The sequence below is a fragment of the Kitasatospora sp. NPDC059722 genome, assembly GCF_042733235.1.
GTDB lineage: Bacteria > Actinomycetota > Actinomycetes > Streptomycetales > Streptomycetaceae > Kitasatospora.
Map to the genome: position 1 here is coordinate 81,811 of NZ_JBHWGD010000016.1, position 16,665 is coordinate 98,475.

11 protein-coding genes and 1 pseudogene are annotated in these 16,665 nt (G+C 69.8%); all 12 read right to left on the reverse strand.

Going from position 1 to position 16,665, the window contains the following annotated elements; genetic code table 11:
- Nucleotides 1–96: 96 nt before the first annotated feature.
- Nucleotides 97–244 (reverse strand): annotated as a pseudogene (locus ACFV4F_RS13395) (DNA-binding response regulator); the annotation flags it as partial.
- The gene (locus ACFV4F_RS13400) at nucleotides 241–1,377 is read right to left on the reverse strand and encodes a sensor histidine kinase (RefSeq protein WP_380435861.1); all 1,137 of its coding nucleotides are present in this window, start codon (nucleotides 1,375–1,377) and stop codon (nucleotides 241–243) included. The gene ACFV4F_RS13400 and the pseudogene ACFV4F_RS13395, both read right to left, overlap by 4 nt.
- Nucleotides 1,378–1,546: 169 nt before the next feature.
- Entirely contained in the window at nucleotides 1,547–2,224 is a 678-nt protein-coding gene (locus ACFV4F_RS13405) for a DUF4097 family beta strand repeat-containing protein (RefSeq protein ID WP_380502176.1), read from the reverse strand.
- 182 nt (nucleotides 2,225–2,406) lie between these two features.
- On the reverse strand, nucleotides 2,407–6,300 hold the full coding sequence (locus ACFV4F_RS13410) for a DNA-directed RNA polymerase subunit beta' (protein ID WP_380435857.1): 3,894 nt from the start codon (nucleotides 6,298–6,300) through the stop codon (nucleotides 2,407–2,409).
- A gap of 99 nt (nucleotides 6,301–6,399) precedes the next feature.
- Nucleotides 6,400–9,876 (reverse strand): DNA-directed RNA polymerase subunit beta, encoded by a 3,477-nt coding sequence (gene rpoB, locus ACFV4F_RS13415; RefSeq protein WP_329930352.1) that lies wholly within the window; start codon nucleotides 9,874–9,876, stop codon nucleotides 6,400–6,402.
- Between the two features lie 698 nt (nucleotides 9,877–10,574).
- Nucleotides 10,575–10,955 (reverse strand): 50S ribosomal protein L7/L12, encoded by a 381-nt coding sequence (rplL, locus tag ACFV4F_RS13420; protein WP_363648534.1) that lies wholly within the window; start codon nucleotides 10,953–10,955, stop codon nucleotides 10,575–10,577.
- 88 nt (nucleotides 10,956–11,043) lie between these two features.
- Nucleotides 11,044–11,607: a 50S ribosomal protein L10 gene (rplJ, locus tag ACFV4F_RS13425; RefSeq protein WP_350503606.1), complete on the reverse strand. Its 564-nt coding sequence runs from the start codon at nucleotides 11,605–11,607 to the stop codon at nucleotides 11,044–11,046.
- A 343-nt stretch (nucleotides 11,608–11,950) separates the two neighbouring features.
- Nucleotides 11,951–12,814, reverse strand: coding sequence for a hypothetical protein (locus tag ACFV4F_RS13430; protein ID WP_380435855.1), 864 nt, complete (start codon nucleotides 12,812–12,814; stop codon nucleotides 11,951–11,953).
- A gap of 460 nt (nucleotides 12,815–13,274) precedes the next feature.
- Nucleotides 13,275–14,111 carry a hypothetical protein gene (locus ACFV4F_RS13435; RefSeq protein WP_380502178.1) on the reverse strand — a complete coding sequence of 279 codons (837 nt, stop codon included), beginning with the start codon at nucleotides 14,109–14,111 and terminating at the stop codon, nucleotides 13,275–13,277.
- A 123-nt stretch (nucleotides 14,112–14,234) separates the two neighbouring features.
- Nucleotides 14,235–15,023 (reverse strand): hypothetical protein, encoded by a 789-nt coding sequence (locus tag ACFV4F_RS13440; RefSeq protein ID WP_380435851.1) that lies wholly within the window; start codon nucleotides 15,021–15,023, stop codon nucleotides 14,235–14,237.
- Nucleotides 15,024–15,170: 147 nt separating this feature from the next.
- Nucleotides 15,171–15,893 carry a 50S ribosomal protein L1 gene (gene rplA, locus ACFV4F_RS13445; RefSeq protein WP_360342401.1) on the reverse strand — a complete coding sequence of 241 codons (723 nt, stop codon included), beginning with the start codon at nucleotides 15,891–15,893 and terminating at the stop codon, nucleotides 15,171–15,173.
- A gap of 103 nt (nucleotides 15,894–15,996) precedes the next feature.
- Nucleotides 15,997–16,431: a 50S ribosomal protein L11 gene (gene rplK / locus ACFV4F_RS13450; RefSeq protein ID WP_350511356.1), complete on the reverse strand. Its 435-nt coding sequence runs from the start codon at nucleotides 16,429–16,431 to the stop codon at nucleotides 15,997–15,999.
- Nucleotides 16,432–16,665: the final 234 nt, after the last annotated feature.

Below are 16,665 nucleotides of genomic sequence, written 5' to 3' on the forward strand. Positions count from 1 at the left end.
CCCCAATTTTAAATCCTCGCGCCCCCCCCTATAAATACACTGGCATTGGGGGGGCCAGCTTCTTTTGTTAAAACCACCCAGCCACCCCCAGGTGGGGGCGGTGCCCGCCCCCGCCCTCGACGGCCTCGGCGCCGTCGCACGCCTCGGCCACCACCTCGATGTCCGGCTGGGCGTCCAGGATCATCCCGAACCCGGCCCGCACCAGCTCCTGGTCGTCCGCGACGACCACCCGTATCGGCGTCATCCGCCCACCCTCTCCACCACCCCGGCCGGCCCCAACGGCAGCCGGGCAGTCACCAGGAAGCCCTCGCCGGCCGGGCCCGGACCGGCCTCGGCCCTCCCACCGCAGGCGGCGGCCCGCTCCCGGATGCCGACCAGCCCGCGCCCGCCGGACCAGCCGCCCACCGCGCGGTCGGCGGCGAGCGGCACGCCGCGGCCGTTGTCGGACACCACGACCTCCAGCGCCTCGCCGGCCCGGCGCACCCGGATCGCGGCCAGGTCGGCACCGGAGTGCTTGACGGTGTTGGTCAGTGCCTCCTGCACGATCCGGTACGCCGCCGCCTCGACGTCGGCGGGCACCGCGCCCAGCCCGTCCGCGAGGTCGAGCTCCACCCGCAGGCCGGCCCGGCGCACCCGCTCGGCGACGTCGGCCAGTTCGGCCAGCCGCGGCTGCGGGGCCAGCTCGGGGCTCGCCCCGTCCTCCTTCAACACCCCCAGCACGCGCCGCAGTTGGACCATCGCGTCGCGGCCGGAATCGGCGATCGTGTCGAACGCGCGGATCGCCCGCTCCGGCTTGCTGTGCACCACCAGCGGCCCGGCCTCGGCCTGGATCACCATCAGCGACACGGCGTGCGCCAGGATGTCGTGCATCTCCCGCGCGATCCGGGCCCGCTCCTCGGCGACCGCCCTGGCCGCCTCGCTGGCCGTCCGCTCGCCCGCCTCGCGGGCCCGCGCCGCCTCCACCCGGGCCAGCTGCCGCTGGGCGCGCACCAGCGAGCCGAAGACGAACGAGCCGACCGAGGTGAGCAGGCTGAACAACATGCCGTTCGGCGAGTGGGTGCCCAGCACGTTGGCGAGCACCACGACCGCGAAGACCGTCCAGCGCTGCCGCTCCGAGGAGCGCTCCGCCACCGTGTAGATGCCGATCACCGCGTACAGCGGCAGCTGCGGGTTCGCCGAGTGCGCGACCAGCGACAGCACCACCGACGCCGCGCTGACCGCCGCCAGCGAGGTCAGCGTGAACCGGCGCCGCCACGGCAGCGGCAGCGCGGTCGAGACCGCGACCAGGTAGACCCACCAGGGCCACGCCACGTCGTCGTTGTAGACCGACCACACCGAGACCGCCGCCGAGGCCAGCGCCAGCAAGGTGTCCAGCACATACGGACTCCGCCCGGCCGTCCAGCCCCGCCAGCGCGCAGCGCGCTCCACCGTCGTACCTCCCCCGTACCCGGGGACGCCGCCCCCGCGGAGAAGATCATGCCCTACCGGCAGGACTTCCGGGACGGCCCGGGCGGCCGGACGCACGGGGCCGGCCGCGACCGCCCGGTCAGACACCGGAAACCGTCACACCACCGGTCCCGGCCCGCGCGGTGATGCTGCGCGCCGCCCCCGCCTTCGACGGGATGCCGAGGTCCACCCCGCCGGCCCCCGCCTGCGCGTCCACCGCGTACTCCGCGCCGGCCGGCACCTTCAGCCGCACCCCGCCGGTCGACACCTTGGCCTCGACCTTCGTCGGGGCCGCCGCGAAGTCCGCCCGCACCCCGCCGTTGGTGGCGCTCAGCCGCACCTGCGGCGAGGTCAGCCCGGTCGCCTCGACGCCCCCGTTGTCCACCGACGCGTCGACCTCGGCGGCCAGCCCGACCAGGCGCACCCCGCCGGTCGTCTCCCTGACGGTGACCTTCGTCCCGGCCGGCACCTGCACGTCGTACCCGACGCCACACGCGTCGCAGTCGTACGTCAGCCGCAGCACGCCGTCCTTCACCTCGTGCGTGGTGCGCGGCGCGTCCCCCTTGTAGTTCTGCTTCTCGGTCACCTGGACCGCGGTGCCGCCGCCCGTGACGACGACCCCGCCGGTGTGCCCCTCGACCACCAGCTCCCGGACGCCGTCCGTGACGCCGTAGCTCACCGTGCGGTGCTCGTCGTCGCCGCCCCCGAACGGCAGGCACGCCGACATCCCGAACAGCACGGCCCCCGTGATCGCCACCGCACCCAGTACCCGCTTCATTCCCGGCCCCCTTCGCAAGCCCGTCATCCCGACACCGAGAAGACTCGCGCAGCGGCCCCCTCCCCCGCCTCCCTCCCCGGAGCGGTCCTCGCCACTCCCCCGCACGGGGGATCCGGGCCCGGAAACGCCGCAGGGCGGCCACCCCGTGAGGGGTGACCGCCCTGCGATCAGTGCTGCTCGACTCAGCCGGTGTACGGGCCGTAGTCGTAGTCGTCCAGCGGAACCGCCTGGCCTGAGCCGGCGCCGAAGGGCGACAGGTCGTAGTCGTCGTAGCCGACGGCCGAGTACATGGCGGCCTTGGCCTCCTCGGTCGGCTCGACCCGGATGTTGCGGTAGCGGGGCAGACCCGTACCGGCCGGGATGAGCTTACCGAGGATGACGTTCTCCTTGAGGCCCAGCAGCGGGTCCGACTTGGCGTGGATCGCCGCGTCGGTGAGGACCCGGGTCGTCTCCTGGAAGGAGGCGGCCGACAGCCAGGACTCGGTGGCCAGCGAGGCCTTGGTGATACCCATCAGCTGCGGACGGCCGGAGGCGGGGTGACCGCCCTCGGAGACCACACGACGGTTCTCGGTCTCGAAGCGGCCGCGCTCGACGAGCTCGCCCGGGAGCAGCTCGGCGTCGCCCGACTCGATGATCGTCACGCGGCGGAGCATCTGCCGGATGATGATCTCGATGTGCTTGTCGTGGATCGACACGCCCTGCGAGTTGTAGACCTTCTGGACCTCGGCGACCAGGTGGATCTGGACGGCACGCTGGCCCATGATGCGCAGGACGTCGTGCGGGTTGGTGGCACCCATGGTCAGCTTCTGGCCGACCTCGACCGCCTCGCCCTCGCTGACGAGCAGCTTCACGCGCTTGGACACCGGGTACGCGATCTCGTCGGTGCCGTCGTCCGGCGTGATGACGATCTTGCGGGTCTTCTCGGTGTCCTCGATCCGCGCCCGGCCGGTGGCCTCCGAGATCGGGGCCACACCCTTGGGGGTACGGGCCTCGAAGAGCTCGACGACACGCGGCAGACCCTGGGTGATGTCGTCACCGGCCACACCACCGGTGTGGAAGGTACGCATGGTCAGCTGGGTACCGGGCTCACCGATGGACTGGGCGGCGATGATGCCGACCGCCTCACCGATGTCGACCAGCTTGCCGGTGGCCAGCGAACGGCCGTAGCAGAAGGCACAGGTGCCGACGGCGGACTCACAGGTCAGGATCGAGCGGACCTTGACCTCGGCGATGCCGTGGCGGATCAGCTCGGCCATCAGCACGTCACCGAGGTCGGTGTTGGCGGTGGCGAGGAGCTTGCCGTCGACCGTGATGTCCTCGGCGAGCATGCGGGCGTAGACGCTGGTCTCGACGTCGTCGGCCTTGCGCAGCACACCGTCGGCGCCCACGGAGCCGATCGACAGCTTCAGGCCGCGCTCGGTGCCGCAGTCCTCCTCGCGAATGATGACGTCCTGGGAGACGTCGACCAGACGACGGGTGAGGTAGCCGGAGTCGGCGGTACGGAGGGCGGTGTCGGCCAGACCCTTACGGGCACCGTGGGTGGAGATGAAGTACTCCAGCACGGTGAGACCCTCACGGAACGACGCCTTGATGGGTCGCGGGATGGTCTCGTTCTTGGCGTTCGACACCAGACCACGCATACCGGCGATCTGGCGCATCTGCATCATGTTTCCACGAGCACCCGAGTCGACCATCATGAAGATGGGGTTCGTCTTCGGGAAGTTCTCGTTCATGGCCTCGGCGACCTCGTTGGTCGCCTGGGTCCAGATGCCGATGAGCTCCTGCTTGCGCTCGTCGTTGGTGATCAGGCCGCGCTCGTACTGACGCTGGACCTTCTCCGCCTTCGCCTCGTAGCCCTCCAGGATCTGGGGCTTGTTCGGCGGGACGACGACGTCGGAGATCGAGACGGTGACACCCGAGCGGGTCGACCAGTGGAAGCCGGCCGACTTCAGGTTGTCCAGGGTCGCCGCGACGACGACCTTGGGGTAGCGCTCCGCCAGGTCGTTGACGATCGCGGAGAGCTGCTTCTTGCCCACCTCGTAGTCGACGAACGGGTAGTCCTCGGGCAGCAGCTCGTTGAAGAGCGCGCGGCCCAGGGTGGTGCCCAGGCGGAAGGGCTCGCCCTCGAACCAGGTCGACTGGCCGTCCTCGTCCACCGGGGCGGTCCAGCCGCGCGGCGGGACGGTGCCGGCGCCGAGGCGCAGCTCGATCGGGGCCTGGACGTCCAGCTCGCGGGCGTCGAAGGCCATGATCGCCTCGGCGGTCGACGAGAAGGTGCGGCCGGCGCCCTTCACGTTGTCGCGGTCCGAGGTCAGGAAGAACAGACCGAGCACCATGTCCTGGGTCGGCATGGTGACGGGGCGACCGTCGGCCGGCTTCAGGATGTTGTTCGAGGACAGCATCAGGATGCGGGCCTCGGCCTGCGCCTCCGCGGAGAGCGGCAGGTGGACGGCCATCTGGTCACCGTCGAAGTCCGCGTTGAACGCGGTGCAGACGAGCGGGTGGATCTGGATGGCCTTGCCCTCGACCAGCTGCGGCTCGAAGGCCTGGATGCCGAGGCGGTGCAGGGTGGGCGCACGGTTCAGCAGGACCGGGTGCTCGGCGATGACCTCTTCGAGCACGTCCCACACGACCGGGCGGGCGCGCTCGACCATGCGCTTGGCCGACTTGATGTTCTGCGCGTGGTTCAGGTCAACCAGGCGCTTCATCACGAACGGCTTGAAGAGCTCCAGCGCCATGGCCTTCGGCAGACCGCACTGGTGCAGCTTGAGCTGCGGGCCGACGACGATGACCGAACGGGCCGAGTAGTCGACTCGCTTGCCGAGGAGGTTCTGGCGGAAACGACCCTGCTTGCCCTTCAGCATGTCGCTGAGGGACTTCAGCGGGCGGTTGCCCGGACCGGTGACCGGACGGCCGCGGCGGCCGTTGTCGAACAGCGCGTCGACGGCCTCCTGGAGCATGCGCTTCTCGTTGTTCACGATGATCTCGGGGGCACCGAGGTCGAGCAGGCGCTTCAGGCGGTTGTTGCGGTTGATGACGCGGCGGTACAGGTCGTTCAGGTCGGAGGTCGCGAAGCGGCCACCGTCCAGCTGCACCATCGGACGCAGGTCCGGCGGGATGACCGGGACGCAGTCCAGCACCATGCCGTTGGGCTTGTTGGTGGTCTGCAGGAACGCGGAGACGACCTTGAGGCGCTTGAGCGCACGGGTCTTCTTCTGGCCCTTGCCGGTGCGGATGATCTCGCGCAGGCGCTCGGACTCCTCCGCCAGGTCGAAGGTCTCCAGGCGGTCCTTGAGGGCCGCCGCGCCCATCGAGCCGGAGAAGTAGGTGCCGAAGCGGTCGCGCAGCTCGCGGTAGAGCAGCTCGTCGCCCTCGAGGTCCTGGACCTTGAGGTTCTTGAAGCGGGCCCACACCTCGTCGAGGCGGTCGAGCTCGCGCTGCGCGCGGTCGCGCAGCTGCTTCATCTCGCGCTCGGCGCTCTCGCGCACCTTGCGGCGCACGTCGGCCTTGGCGCCCTCGGCCTCCAGCTCGGCCAGGTCGGTCTCGGCCTTCTTGGCGCGGCCTTCGAGGTCGGCGTCGCGGCGGTTCTCGATCTGCTGGCGCTCGACGGAGACGTGCGCCTCCAGCGACGGCAGGTCGCGCTGACGGCGCTCGTCGTCGACCCAGGTGATCATGTAGGCGGCGAAGTAGATGACCTTCTCGAGGTCCTTCGGCGCCAGGTCGAGCAGGTAGCCGAGGCGGGACGGCACACCCTTGAAGTACCAGATGTGGGTGACCGGGGCGGCCAGCTCGATGTGGCCCATCCGCTCGCGGCGCACCTTGGCGCGGGTCACCTCGACGCCGCAGCGCTCGCAGATGATGCCCTTGAAGCGGACGCGCTTGTACTTACCGCAGTAGCACTCCCAGTCCCGGGTGGGGCCGAAGATCTTCTCGCAGAAGAGTCCGTCCTTTTCGGGCTTCAGGGTGCGGTAGTTGATGGTCTCCGGCTTCTTGACCTCGCCGTGCGACCACTGGCGGATGTCGTCGGCGGTGGCCAGGCCGATGCGGAGCTCGTCGAAGAAGTTGACGTCAAGCACTGGTCGTCAAGCCCTCTTTCGTAAGTCGAGAGTCGTTCATGTGGTCTGAGGGGGGCCTGGGGGCGGGCCGGCCCGGTCAGCGGGCCGGCCCAACCTCCGTCAGACCTCTTCGACGCTGCTCGGCTCGCGCCGGGACAGGTCGATGCCGAGCTCCTCGGCGGCGCGGAAGACGTCCTCGTCGGAGTCCCGCATCTCGATGGACTGGCCGTCCGAGGACAGCACCTCCACGTTGAGGCAGAGCGACTGCATTTCCTTGATGAGGACCTTGAAGGACTCGGGAATGCCGGGCTCGGGGATGTTCTCGCCCTTGACGATGGCCTCGTAGACCTTCACGCGGCCGAGCACGTCGTCGGACTTGATGGTGAGCAGCTCCTGCAGCGCGTAGGCCGCGCCGTACGCCTCGAGGGCCCACACCTCCATCTCACCGAAGCGCTGACCACCGAACTGCGCCTTACCACCGAGCGGCTGCTGGGTGATCATCGAGTACGGACCGGTCGAACGGGCGTGCAGCTTGTCGTCGACCAGGTGGTGCAGCTTGAGGATGTACATGTAGCCGACCGAGACCGGCATCGGGAACGGCTCGCCGGAGCGGCCGTCGAACAGGCGGGCCTTGCCGGTGGAGTTCACCAGGCGCTCGCCGTCACGGGTGAGCGTGGTGTTGTCCAGCAGGCCGGTGATCTCGTCCTCGCGGGCGCCGTCGAAGACCGGGGTGGCGAGGTTGGTGCCGCCCTGGACGGTGTCGGCGCCGATCGCCTGCAGGCGCTGGGCCCACTCGTCGGCGAGGCCGGAGACGTCCCAGCCCTGCTTGGCGAGCCACCCGAGGTGAATCTCCAGGACCTGCCCGGGGTTCATTCGGGACGGGACGCCCAGCGGGTTGAGGATGATGTCGACCGGGGTGCCGTCCTCCAGGAACGGCATGTCCTCGACCGGCAGGATCTTGGAGATGACGCCCTTGTTGCCGTGACGGCCGGCGAGCTTGTCACCGTTGGTGATCTTGCGCTTCTGGGCCACGTAGACGCGGACCAGCTGGTTGACGCCCGGGGGCAGCTCGTCGCCCTCTTCGCGGTCGAAGACGCGGACGCCGATGACCTTGCCGGACTCACCGTGCGGGACCTTCAGCGAGGTGTCGCGGACCTCACGGGCCTTCTCGCCGAAGATCGCGCGGAGCAGGCGCTCCTCGGGGGTCAGCTCGGTCTCGCCCTTCGGGGTGACCTTGCCGACCAGGATGTCGCCGGTGACGACGTCGGCGCCGATGCGGATGATGCCGCGCTCGTCGAGGTCGGCGAGGACCTCCTCGGAGACGTTCGGGATGTCCCGGGTGATCTCCTCGGGGCCGAGCTTGGTGTCACGGGCGTCGACCTCGTGCTCCTCGATGTGGATCGAGGAGAGGACGTCGTCCTGCACGAGGCGCTGCGACAGGATGATCGCGTCCTCGTAGTTGTGACCCTCCCACGACATGAACGCCACGAGCAGGTTCTTGCCGAGGGCCATCTCGCCCTCGTCGGTGCACGGGCCGTCGGCCAGGACCTGGCCGGTCTCGACCCGGGCGCCCTCGTCCACGAGCACCTTCTGGTTGAAGGCGGTGCCCTGGTTCGAGCGGGTGAACTTGGCGGCGCGGTACGTGGTGTAGGTGCCGTCGTCGTTCGCCACGGTGACGTAGTCGGCCGAGACCTCCTGGACGACACCGGCCTTCTCGGCGGTGATGACGTCGGCGGCGTCGACGGCGCAGCGGTACTCCATGCCGGTGCCGACCAGCGGGGCCTCGCTCTTCAGCAGCGGCACCGCCTGGCGCATCATGTTCGAGCCCATGAGCGCGCGGTTGGCGTCGTCGTGCTCGAGGAACGGGATCATGGCGGTCGCGACCGACACCATCTGGCGCGGCGAGACGTCCATGTAGTCGATCTCGGAGCCCGGGATGTAGTCGATCTCGCCGCCACGGCGGCGGACCAGGACGCGAGGCTCGGCGAAGTGCAGGTCCGCGGTCAGCGGGGCGTTCGCCTGGGCGATGACGTAGCGGTCCTCCTCGTCGGCGGTGAGGTAGTCCACCTGCTCGGTGACGACACCGTCGACGACCTTGCGGTACGGGGTCTCGATGAAGCCGAACGCGTTGACCCGGCCGTACGAGGCGAGCGACCCGATCAGACCGATGTTCGGGCCTTCGGGGGTCTCGATCGGACACATGCGCCCGTAGTGCGAGGGGTGCACGTCACGGACCTCGAAGCCGGCGCGCTCACGGGAGAGACCACCGGGACCGAGGGCGGACAGACGGCGCTTGTGGGTCAGGCCCGACAGCGGGTTCGTCTGGTCCATGAACTGCGACAGCTGGCTGGTGCCGAAGAACTCCTTGATGGAGGCGACGACCGGCCGGATGTTGATCAGGGTCTGCGGCGTGATCGCCTCGACGTCCTGGGTGGTCATGCGCTCGCGCACGACGCGCTCCATACGGGCGAGACCCGTACGGACCTGGTTCTGGATGAGCTCGCCGACGTTGCGCAGGCGGCGGTTGCCGAAGTGGTCGATGTCGTCGACCTCGACCACGATGTCGCGGCCGGTCTCGTCGTTCCACTCGGTCTCACCGGCGTGCAGCTTCACCAGGTACTTGATCGCACCGATGATGTCGGGCTCGGTGAGCACGCCGGAGTCCAGCGACTCGGCGTTGCCCAGCTTCCGGTTCACCTTGTAGCGGCCGACCTTCGCGAGGTCGTAGCGCTTCGGGTTGAAGTACAGGTTCTCCAGAAGCGTCTGCGCGGCCTCGCGCGTCGGCGGCTCGCCCGGACGCAGCTTGCGGTAGATGTCCAGCAGCGCGTCGTCCTGGCCCTGGGTGTGGTCCTTCTCCAGGGTGTTGCGCATGGACTCGTACTCGCCGAACTCCTCGAGAATCATCTCGTTGGTCCAGCCGAGCGCCTTCAGCAGCACGGTGACGGACTGCTTGCGCTTGCGGTCGATGCGGACGCCGACCATGTCGCGCTTGTCGATCTCCATCTCCAGCCAGGCACCACGCGAGGGGATGACCTTGCAGGAGTAGATGTCCTTGTCGGAGACCTTGTCCAGGGTGGAGTCGAAGTACACACCCGGGGAACGGACCAGCTGCGACACGACGACACGCTCGGTGCCGTTGATCACGAACGTGCCCTTGTGGGTCATGAGCGGGAAGTCGCCCATGAAGACCGTCTGAGACTTGATCTCACCGGTCTCGTTGTTGGTGAACTCGGCCGTGACGAAGAGCGGGGCCGCGTACGTGAAGTCACGGTCCTTGCACTCGTCAATCGAGTTCTTCGGCGGCTCGAAACGGTGGTCGCGGAAGGTCAGGGACATCGACCCGCTGAAGTCCTCGATCGGGGAGATCTCCTCGAAGATCTCCTCCAGACCGGACTTGGTGGGGACGTCCTGACCGTTCTCCAGCGCCGCCTCGACCCGGGACTTCCAGGCCGCGTTGCCGAGCAGCCAGTCAAAGCTCTCGGTCTGCAGGGCCAGGAGGTTGGGGACCTCGAGGGGCTCCTTGATCTTCGCGAAGGAGACGCGGAGCGGGGCGGTGGATGCGGCGGAATTGTTCGAGGCGTTGCGCGGCGCGGCCAAGAGGGGGGTCCTTCCGAGGGCTCGGAGCTCACTACGCGCGTACCAGCCGGGCCTGCATGGGCTTGGTCCCGCCTCCCTCGCCACTGGCCTCCGCCGGGACCGAAGTCCCAGGTCAGAGCCGCTTTGCGGAGGTGGTGCCAGACCCCTTCAGGGCAACGCAAACTCCGGGCGACGAGTCACGGAGCAGCTAACAGGCAGCGCAAAGGGACAGTGTAGCCAAAGGGCACACTGCTGTCCAGCTCTGATTCGGAAACCGAATCGGAGACTCCTCCCGGTAGCCGGCGGGCGCGGGCGCTCGCCGGTACTGCTCTGGGCACTGCACCGGCCCGGACCGAGCCGGGCCGCTCAACTCACGTGGAGTCACTTCCCGCCGGAGCCGCTGGTTATGCATCCAGCCGCAAACCAACCGGGGGACTCGCGCCTTGAGAATCGCGCGCCGCGCCAGGTTCGTCAAGGGCCCCGCCTCCGGCGCGGACCTCGCCCTGTCCATCGATCGGAACCCCTCCGGCGTTACAGAAGCCGTGGTGGGGGCTACTCCCGATGACGGTGATCACCATACCCCCCGGCACCGACAGTGCCGAGTGAGCGATGGGCCACACCGGTGGTCCCGACCTGCGGCCGGGAACGCGAAAAGGCCGGGCCGACCACCCGCAAGGGTGACCGGCCCGGCCCGGAGCCCCCTCAGAGGGGGCCCGAGATCACTTGACGGTGACCTTGGCGCCGGCACCCTCGAGGGCGGCCTTGGCCTTCTCGGCAACGTCCTTGGCAACCTTCTCCAGGACCTTGGCACCAGCGGTGTCAACGAGGTCCTTGGCCTCCTTCAGGCCGAGGGAGGTCAGGGTGCGCACCTCCTTGATGACCTGGATCTTCTTGTCGCCGGCACCATCGAGGATGACGTCGAACTCGTCCTGCTCCTCGACGGCCTCAACGGCGGCCGGGCCACCGGCGGCGGCAACGGCGACCGGGGCGGCGGCGGTGACGTCGAACTTCTCCTCGAAGGCCTTCACGAAGGCAGCGAGCTCGATGAGGGTGAGCTCCTCGAACTGCGCGAGCAGCTCGTCCTGGGACAGCTTCGCCATGATGGCGTCCTTCCACTAAATCGGCAGGTGGTGCCGTATGTACGGGTTGGGCGGGCACGGGCCCGCAGCGAGGCGTGAGCCTGCCGAATTACTCGGCGGCGGCGTCCTCGGCGGCGGGAGCCGGCGTACCGGCACCGCCCTGCTCGACCTTGTCGCGCAGCGCGTCCACAGTGCGGACGAGCTTCGACGGCAGGGCCTGGAAGAGCGCGGCAGCCTGGGACTGCTTGGCCTTCAGGGCACCCGCCAGCTTGGCGAGCAGCACCTCGCGGGACTCGAGGTCCGCGAGCTTCTTGATCTCATCGGCGGACAGCGCCTTACCGTCAAGGACACCGCCCTTGATGATGAGAGCGGGGTTCTCCTTGGCGAAGTCACGCAGAGCCTTCGCCGACTCCACCGGGTCACCGGTGACGAAGGCGACAGCCGTCGGACCGTTGAACAGGTCGTCCAGCTCGGAGATCCCGGCCTCATTGGCCGCGATCTTGGTCAGCGTGTTCTTCACCACGGCGTACTCGGCGTTGTCGCCGAGCGAGCGACGCAGGGTCTTGACCTGCTTCACCGAGAGACCGCGGTACTCGGTCAGCAGCGCCGCGGAGGAGCCACGGAACTTGTCCGTGATCTCGGCGACGGCGGCAGCCTTGTCGGGCCTGGCCATAGGCTTACGCCTCCTTCCGTGATGTCGAAGTCCGGCCGACCGCGAAAGTCGACCATTCACACCTCGAACCGACCGGACGGAAGGAAAGCTCTTGCGGAAAATGCAATGAGCCCCGGTGCGCAGGCGCACGGGGCTCGTAGCGACCTCGACGGGCATTCGCGCGAACGCGGACCCGGAAGTCGAAGCTCCAGACACACCTGCGCGGGCTGCCTGCGCACGGGGCGCAGATCCTTCGGTCACCGGCTCCCTGACGAGAGCGTGGCGACAACCAGCGGTCTTTGGCTTCGGCAACAGTAACCGGACTCCGCCGTCCGGGGCAAATCGCCCCCGGGACGCCGGGAGCTCAGCGGGCCAGCGGGGACACGGTGCGCGTCCCGGTGTCCACGGTGTCGGTCTCGGCAGGGGCCTGGACGGAGAGCAGGGCGCCGGCGAGGTCGGTGTAGAGCACCGAGTCGTCCGCCCGGCCGGAGTCCCCGGTACCGGTGCGCTGGAGCTTGACCAGCTGGTCCTTGTCGTTCAGCCACAGGTCCAGGGTCAGCGAGAGCGAGCCGCCGGGGGCGAGCGCCGCCCGCAGCCCGTCCCGGCGGGACTGGCTCAGCTGGGTCTGGGCGGCCGCGTACTTCTCCGCGGTCGTCGTCACCTGGTAGTGCTCGACGGTCGAGTCCTCGAACTTCTCCTCGGCGACGAACCGCGGCTCCACGCCGTCCGCGGTCGCGGCGGTCAGCGCCTCGACCGGGTTCAGCAGGTCGATCAGCCCCGCGTACGGGACCTCCTTGTGGCCGTCCGGGCCCGGCGGCGTGGAGAAGCGCTCCCAGTGCTTGCCGCCCTGACGGGCCGCGGTGGCCGCGTCGCCGCCTTGGTAGGCGACGGTGTCCACGACGATCAGCTGCTCGGCGTCGGCCGGGGTGGACCGCTTGATCTGCAGCGCCGTCTTGGGCTGCCAGAACAGCGGCCCGGCGCCGGCGTCGGCCCCCAGCCGGTAGCTGACCTTGGCCCGGCGGGCGGTCTGCATGGCCAGCTCGGCGGAGAGCAGGACGCCGTGCGGCGAGCGGTCGGTCGGCTTGGCCGGCCCCGTCGGGGAGGCGCTGGTCGGGGTCGGGCTGCCGGTGGGCGTCGGCCCGGCGTCGCCGCCACCGCCGCACGCGCTCAGCCCGCTCGCCAGCAGCACGACGACCGCCACGGCCGTCAGCCGCCGCCGTCCCGCCATCGCTGTCCCCTTTCGCCCCGGTCGCCCTTCCGCCGCGGTCGCCGCCGCGGCGGCCTCGCTGTTCCGGCCACCATGCCACCCGGGCCCGGGTCAGCCCGCGGCGCCCCCTTGTCCAGCGCCGCCGGCTCGGACGGCTCCACCGTGTCGGCGCGGTCCGGAGCGGGGGCGGTCACCGGGGTGCCGTAGTCCGAGTATGTGACGGTGACCCTGAACGCGCCGTTCTTGGTGGCGCCGGGTCGGCGTTCTGGAGCTGGTCGCCCCCCCGGAGACCTTCGCCATGACCGCCTTGTCGTAGTGCAACCGGTGCCGCCCTCCCACGGCACCGACGGCCTGACCGCCGAGGCGCAGGTACATCGCGTCCCGGGTCGAGCGGTACGGGGCCGACCGGCCGCCGGTGAGGGGCGTCAGGAGCTTGCCGAGCGGGGAGCCCGATGGGCTCCCCGTGCGGTGGTCGGGCGGCTCAGCCGAGCAGCTTGAGGATGTCGGCCGGGTTGCCGAGGTCCGCCGCGGCGGGCGCCGCGATCTTCGCCGCGCTGCCGAGACCCGTGTACTTGACGGTGACGGCGTCGTGCTCGCCGTTCTTGTCGCCGAACTCCTGGAGCTGCACCAGCTGCTGCTTGGCGTCGAGCCAGAGGTCGACGGTGATGGTCTTGCCGTCCTGCTCCAGCGACTTCTGGACGGCCTGGCGCTGCTCCGGGCTGAGCCCGGTCATGCCGGCCACCATGGTGGAGGTGTCCTCCACCGAGCGGATGTGGGTGGCCTGGGTGCCCTCGACGGCCTCCTGGCCGACCTTGGTCGGCTTGTTCGCCGCGGCCAGGGTCAGCTGGACGACCGGGTTGAGCATCTGGGTCATCAGCAGGAGGCCGTCGCCCATCTCGTTGCCGGCGGGCATCTTCACCCAGTGCTTGCCGCCGAGCGCCGCGGCCTCGGCGTCCCCGCCGCCGAGGTAGACGTCGGTCCCGACCACCCGGATGCGCAGCTTCTTGGTGTCCATCTCACCGGTGAGGTCCACGGACGTCTTGCCCGGGTCCTTCCAGTCGGCGTCGCCGCTGCCGCCGGTGTGGGCGGAGCCGTCCGGGGCGACCATGGTGACCTTGCCGTTGCCGGCCTTCTGCATCACCAGCGCGGAGGCGGCCAGCGCGGCCTTCGGGTCCCCGCCCAGGGCCCCGGCGACGGCGTCGCCCGCGGCCTTGGTGTCACCGCCCTTGGTGTCGGCCGCGCTCTTGGCACTGCTGCCGCAGGCGGTCACGCCCCCCACCAGCACGGCGGCCGTGACAACGGCCGAAGCGAGACGCACAGCACGCATGGGAGTCCCCCCGTAAGATCCGAAACGATCCGCTGAAGAGCCGATTTTCGGCCCTCGCTCAGGCGGACTCTAACGGATCGCCAGAACCGGCACGCGGGGATGTCCGCGCGCCCGTCAGCCCGTCGGGGCGGGCGTTCCCTCTCCCTCCCCGGGGGCGGAGACGTCCGTCGTGGTCACCACGGTTCCACCGCTCCCCCTGGCCGTCTCGCGCAACCGCAGCAGCCGGTTGCCCGGCCCCACCCACACGTCGAACCCGATCGTGGTGACCCCGAGCCCGCGGTAGTAGGCGAGCACCCCGGCGAGCCGCTCGGCCGAGAAGTCCTTGTCCGCGCCGAAGTAGTCGGCCACCGGCGCCGCGCCCTGGTAGTGCGCGACCGTCGTCCCGGCCAGCTGCTCGGCGCCGAGCGAACCGAGCGCCCCGGCCTGGACCATCGTGTACGCCGTGCTGCCCGGAGTGCTGATCAGCCAGGTCGTCCAGCCGCCCGCGTACCCGCCGGGCGAGGCGCCCGCGCGCGGGTCCAGCGACTCGGCGCCCGTACGGTCCGCGTGCTTGGCCGCGCCGCCCTGGTAGACGAGGTCGAACTCGCCGTCGCGGCCGGTCAGCCGCCCGGTGCCCAGCTCGTCGGTGACGCTCAGGTCGGTCTCGTCCCGGTCGCCCCAGACCAGCGTGCCGCTCGCGGTGCGGCGCCCGGCCGGGCCCTCGGTCACGACGTCGATCCGGGCCCCGCCGGCGTCGTCGAGCGCCTGGGCCGCCGCGAGCACCACCTGCCTGGGCGGGACCGCCGCCGCGACGTTGCCCGGGGTACGGGCGTCCGGGACGGCCAGCAGGCTGCACCCGGTGGTGCCACCGAGCAGGAGCAGGACGGCCCCGAGGGCGGCGAGGCGGTGGGCGGACGGCAGCACGGCACACTCCGGCGGTCGACACGAGTCGGTCACATGATCCGACCGGCCGAGCGTACGACGCGCCCGACAACGCAACGACGGCGGGCCCGCACTCCCCGCGAGGGGAGTACGGGCCCGCCGTGACGGACTGCTCTGGAGCGCTGTGGCTCAGACCGCGGCCGGGTCTTCCTCGACGAGGAGGTTGCGGGTGCGGTTCGGGTCCACCTGGATGCCGGGGCCCATGGTGGTCGAGAACGCGGTCTTCTTGATGTAGCGGCCCTTGGCGGCGGACGGCTTGGCGCGGAGCACCTCGTCCAGCGCGGCGGCGTAGTTCTCGACCAGCTGCTCGTCGGTGAAGGAGGCCTTACCGATGATGAAGTGCAGGTTCGAGTGCTTGTCGACGCGGAACTCGATCTTGCCGCCCTTGATCTCGTTGACGGCCTTGGCGACGTCCGGGGTCACGGTGCCGGTCTTCGGGTTCGGCATCAGGCCACGGGGACCGAGCACGCGGCCCAGGCGGCCGACCTTGCCCATGAGGTCCGGGGTGGCGACGACGGCGTCGAAGTCGAGGCGGCCCTTGGCGACCTCGTCGATGAGCTCGTCGGAGCCGACGATGTCGGCGCCCGCAGCACGCGCGGCCTCGGCACGCTCGCCGGTCGCGAAGACCAGGACCCGAGCGGTCTTACCGGTGCCGTGCGGGAGGATCACGGTGCTGCGGACCATCTGGTCGGCCTTGCGCGGGTCGACGCCCAGACGCATGGCGACCTCGACGGTGCCGTCGAACTTGGTGGTGCTGGTCGCCTTGGCGAGGCGGACGGCCTCGAGGGGGGCGTAAAGGCGCTCGCGGTCGACCTGAGCGTCCGCGGCCTTCAGAGCCTTGCTGCGCTTCACTGCTGCTCCTGAATGGTGATTGGAGTTGTGGTATTCGACGGACCTGCGCAGGCCCTACCACAGGGACGGCTGAGCCGGTTTGTCCCTGACGGGACGGGGCTGGTCAGCCCTCGACGGTGATGCCCATCGACCGGGCGGTGCCGGCGATGATCTTCTCCGCCGCGTCCAGGTCGTTGGCGTTGAGGTCGGGCATCTTGGTCGTGGCGATCTCGCGGACCTGGGCGCTGGTGAGCTTGGCGACCTTGGTCTTGTGCGGCTCGCTGGAGCCCTTGTCGATACCGGCGGCCTTCAGGATGAGGCGCGCGGCCGGCGGCGTCTTCGTGATGAAGGTGAAGGAACGGTCGTCGTAGACCGTGATCTCCACCGGCACGATCATGCCGCGCTGCGACTCGGTCGCAGCGTTGTAGGCCTTGCAGAACTCCATGATGTTGACGCCGTGCTGGCCCAGCGCGGGGCCGACCGGCGGAGCCGGGTTGGCCGCGCCGGCGTTGATCTGGAGCTTGATAAGCCCCGTGACCTTCTTCTTCTTGGGAGGCATGTCTCTCCGGGTCCTTCCGAGAGGTGATTGCTGGTGCGTGCGGAACCGGGGCGACACCCGGTCGCCAGCACACACATCGAACCAGGCTAACGCGTCCGCGCCGCTGGACCAAAACGGATTCGGGGCGGGGGGGGGGGGCCCCCCCCCCCACACCCCAACCCACACACAAATGTTTTGTTTGTTTGTGGTTTTGAGAAAACACCCGGGGGTGCCGCCCCCCAAAAAAAACCAACA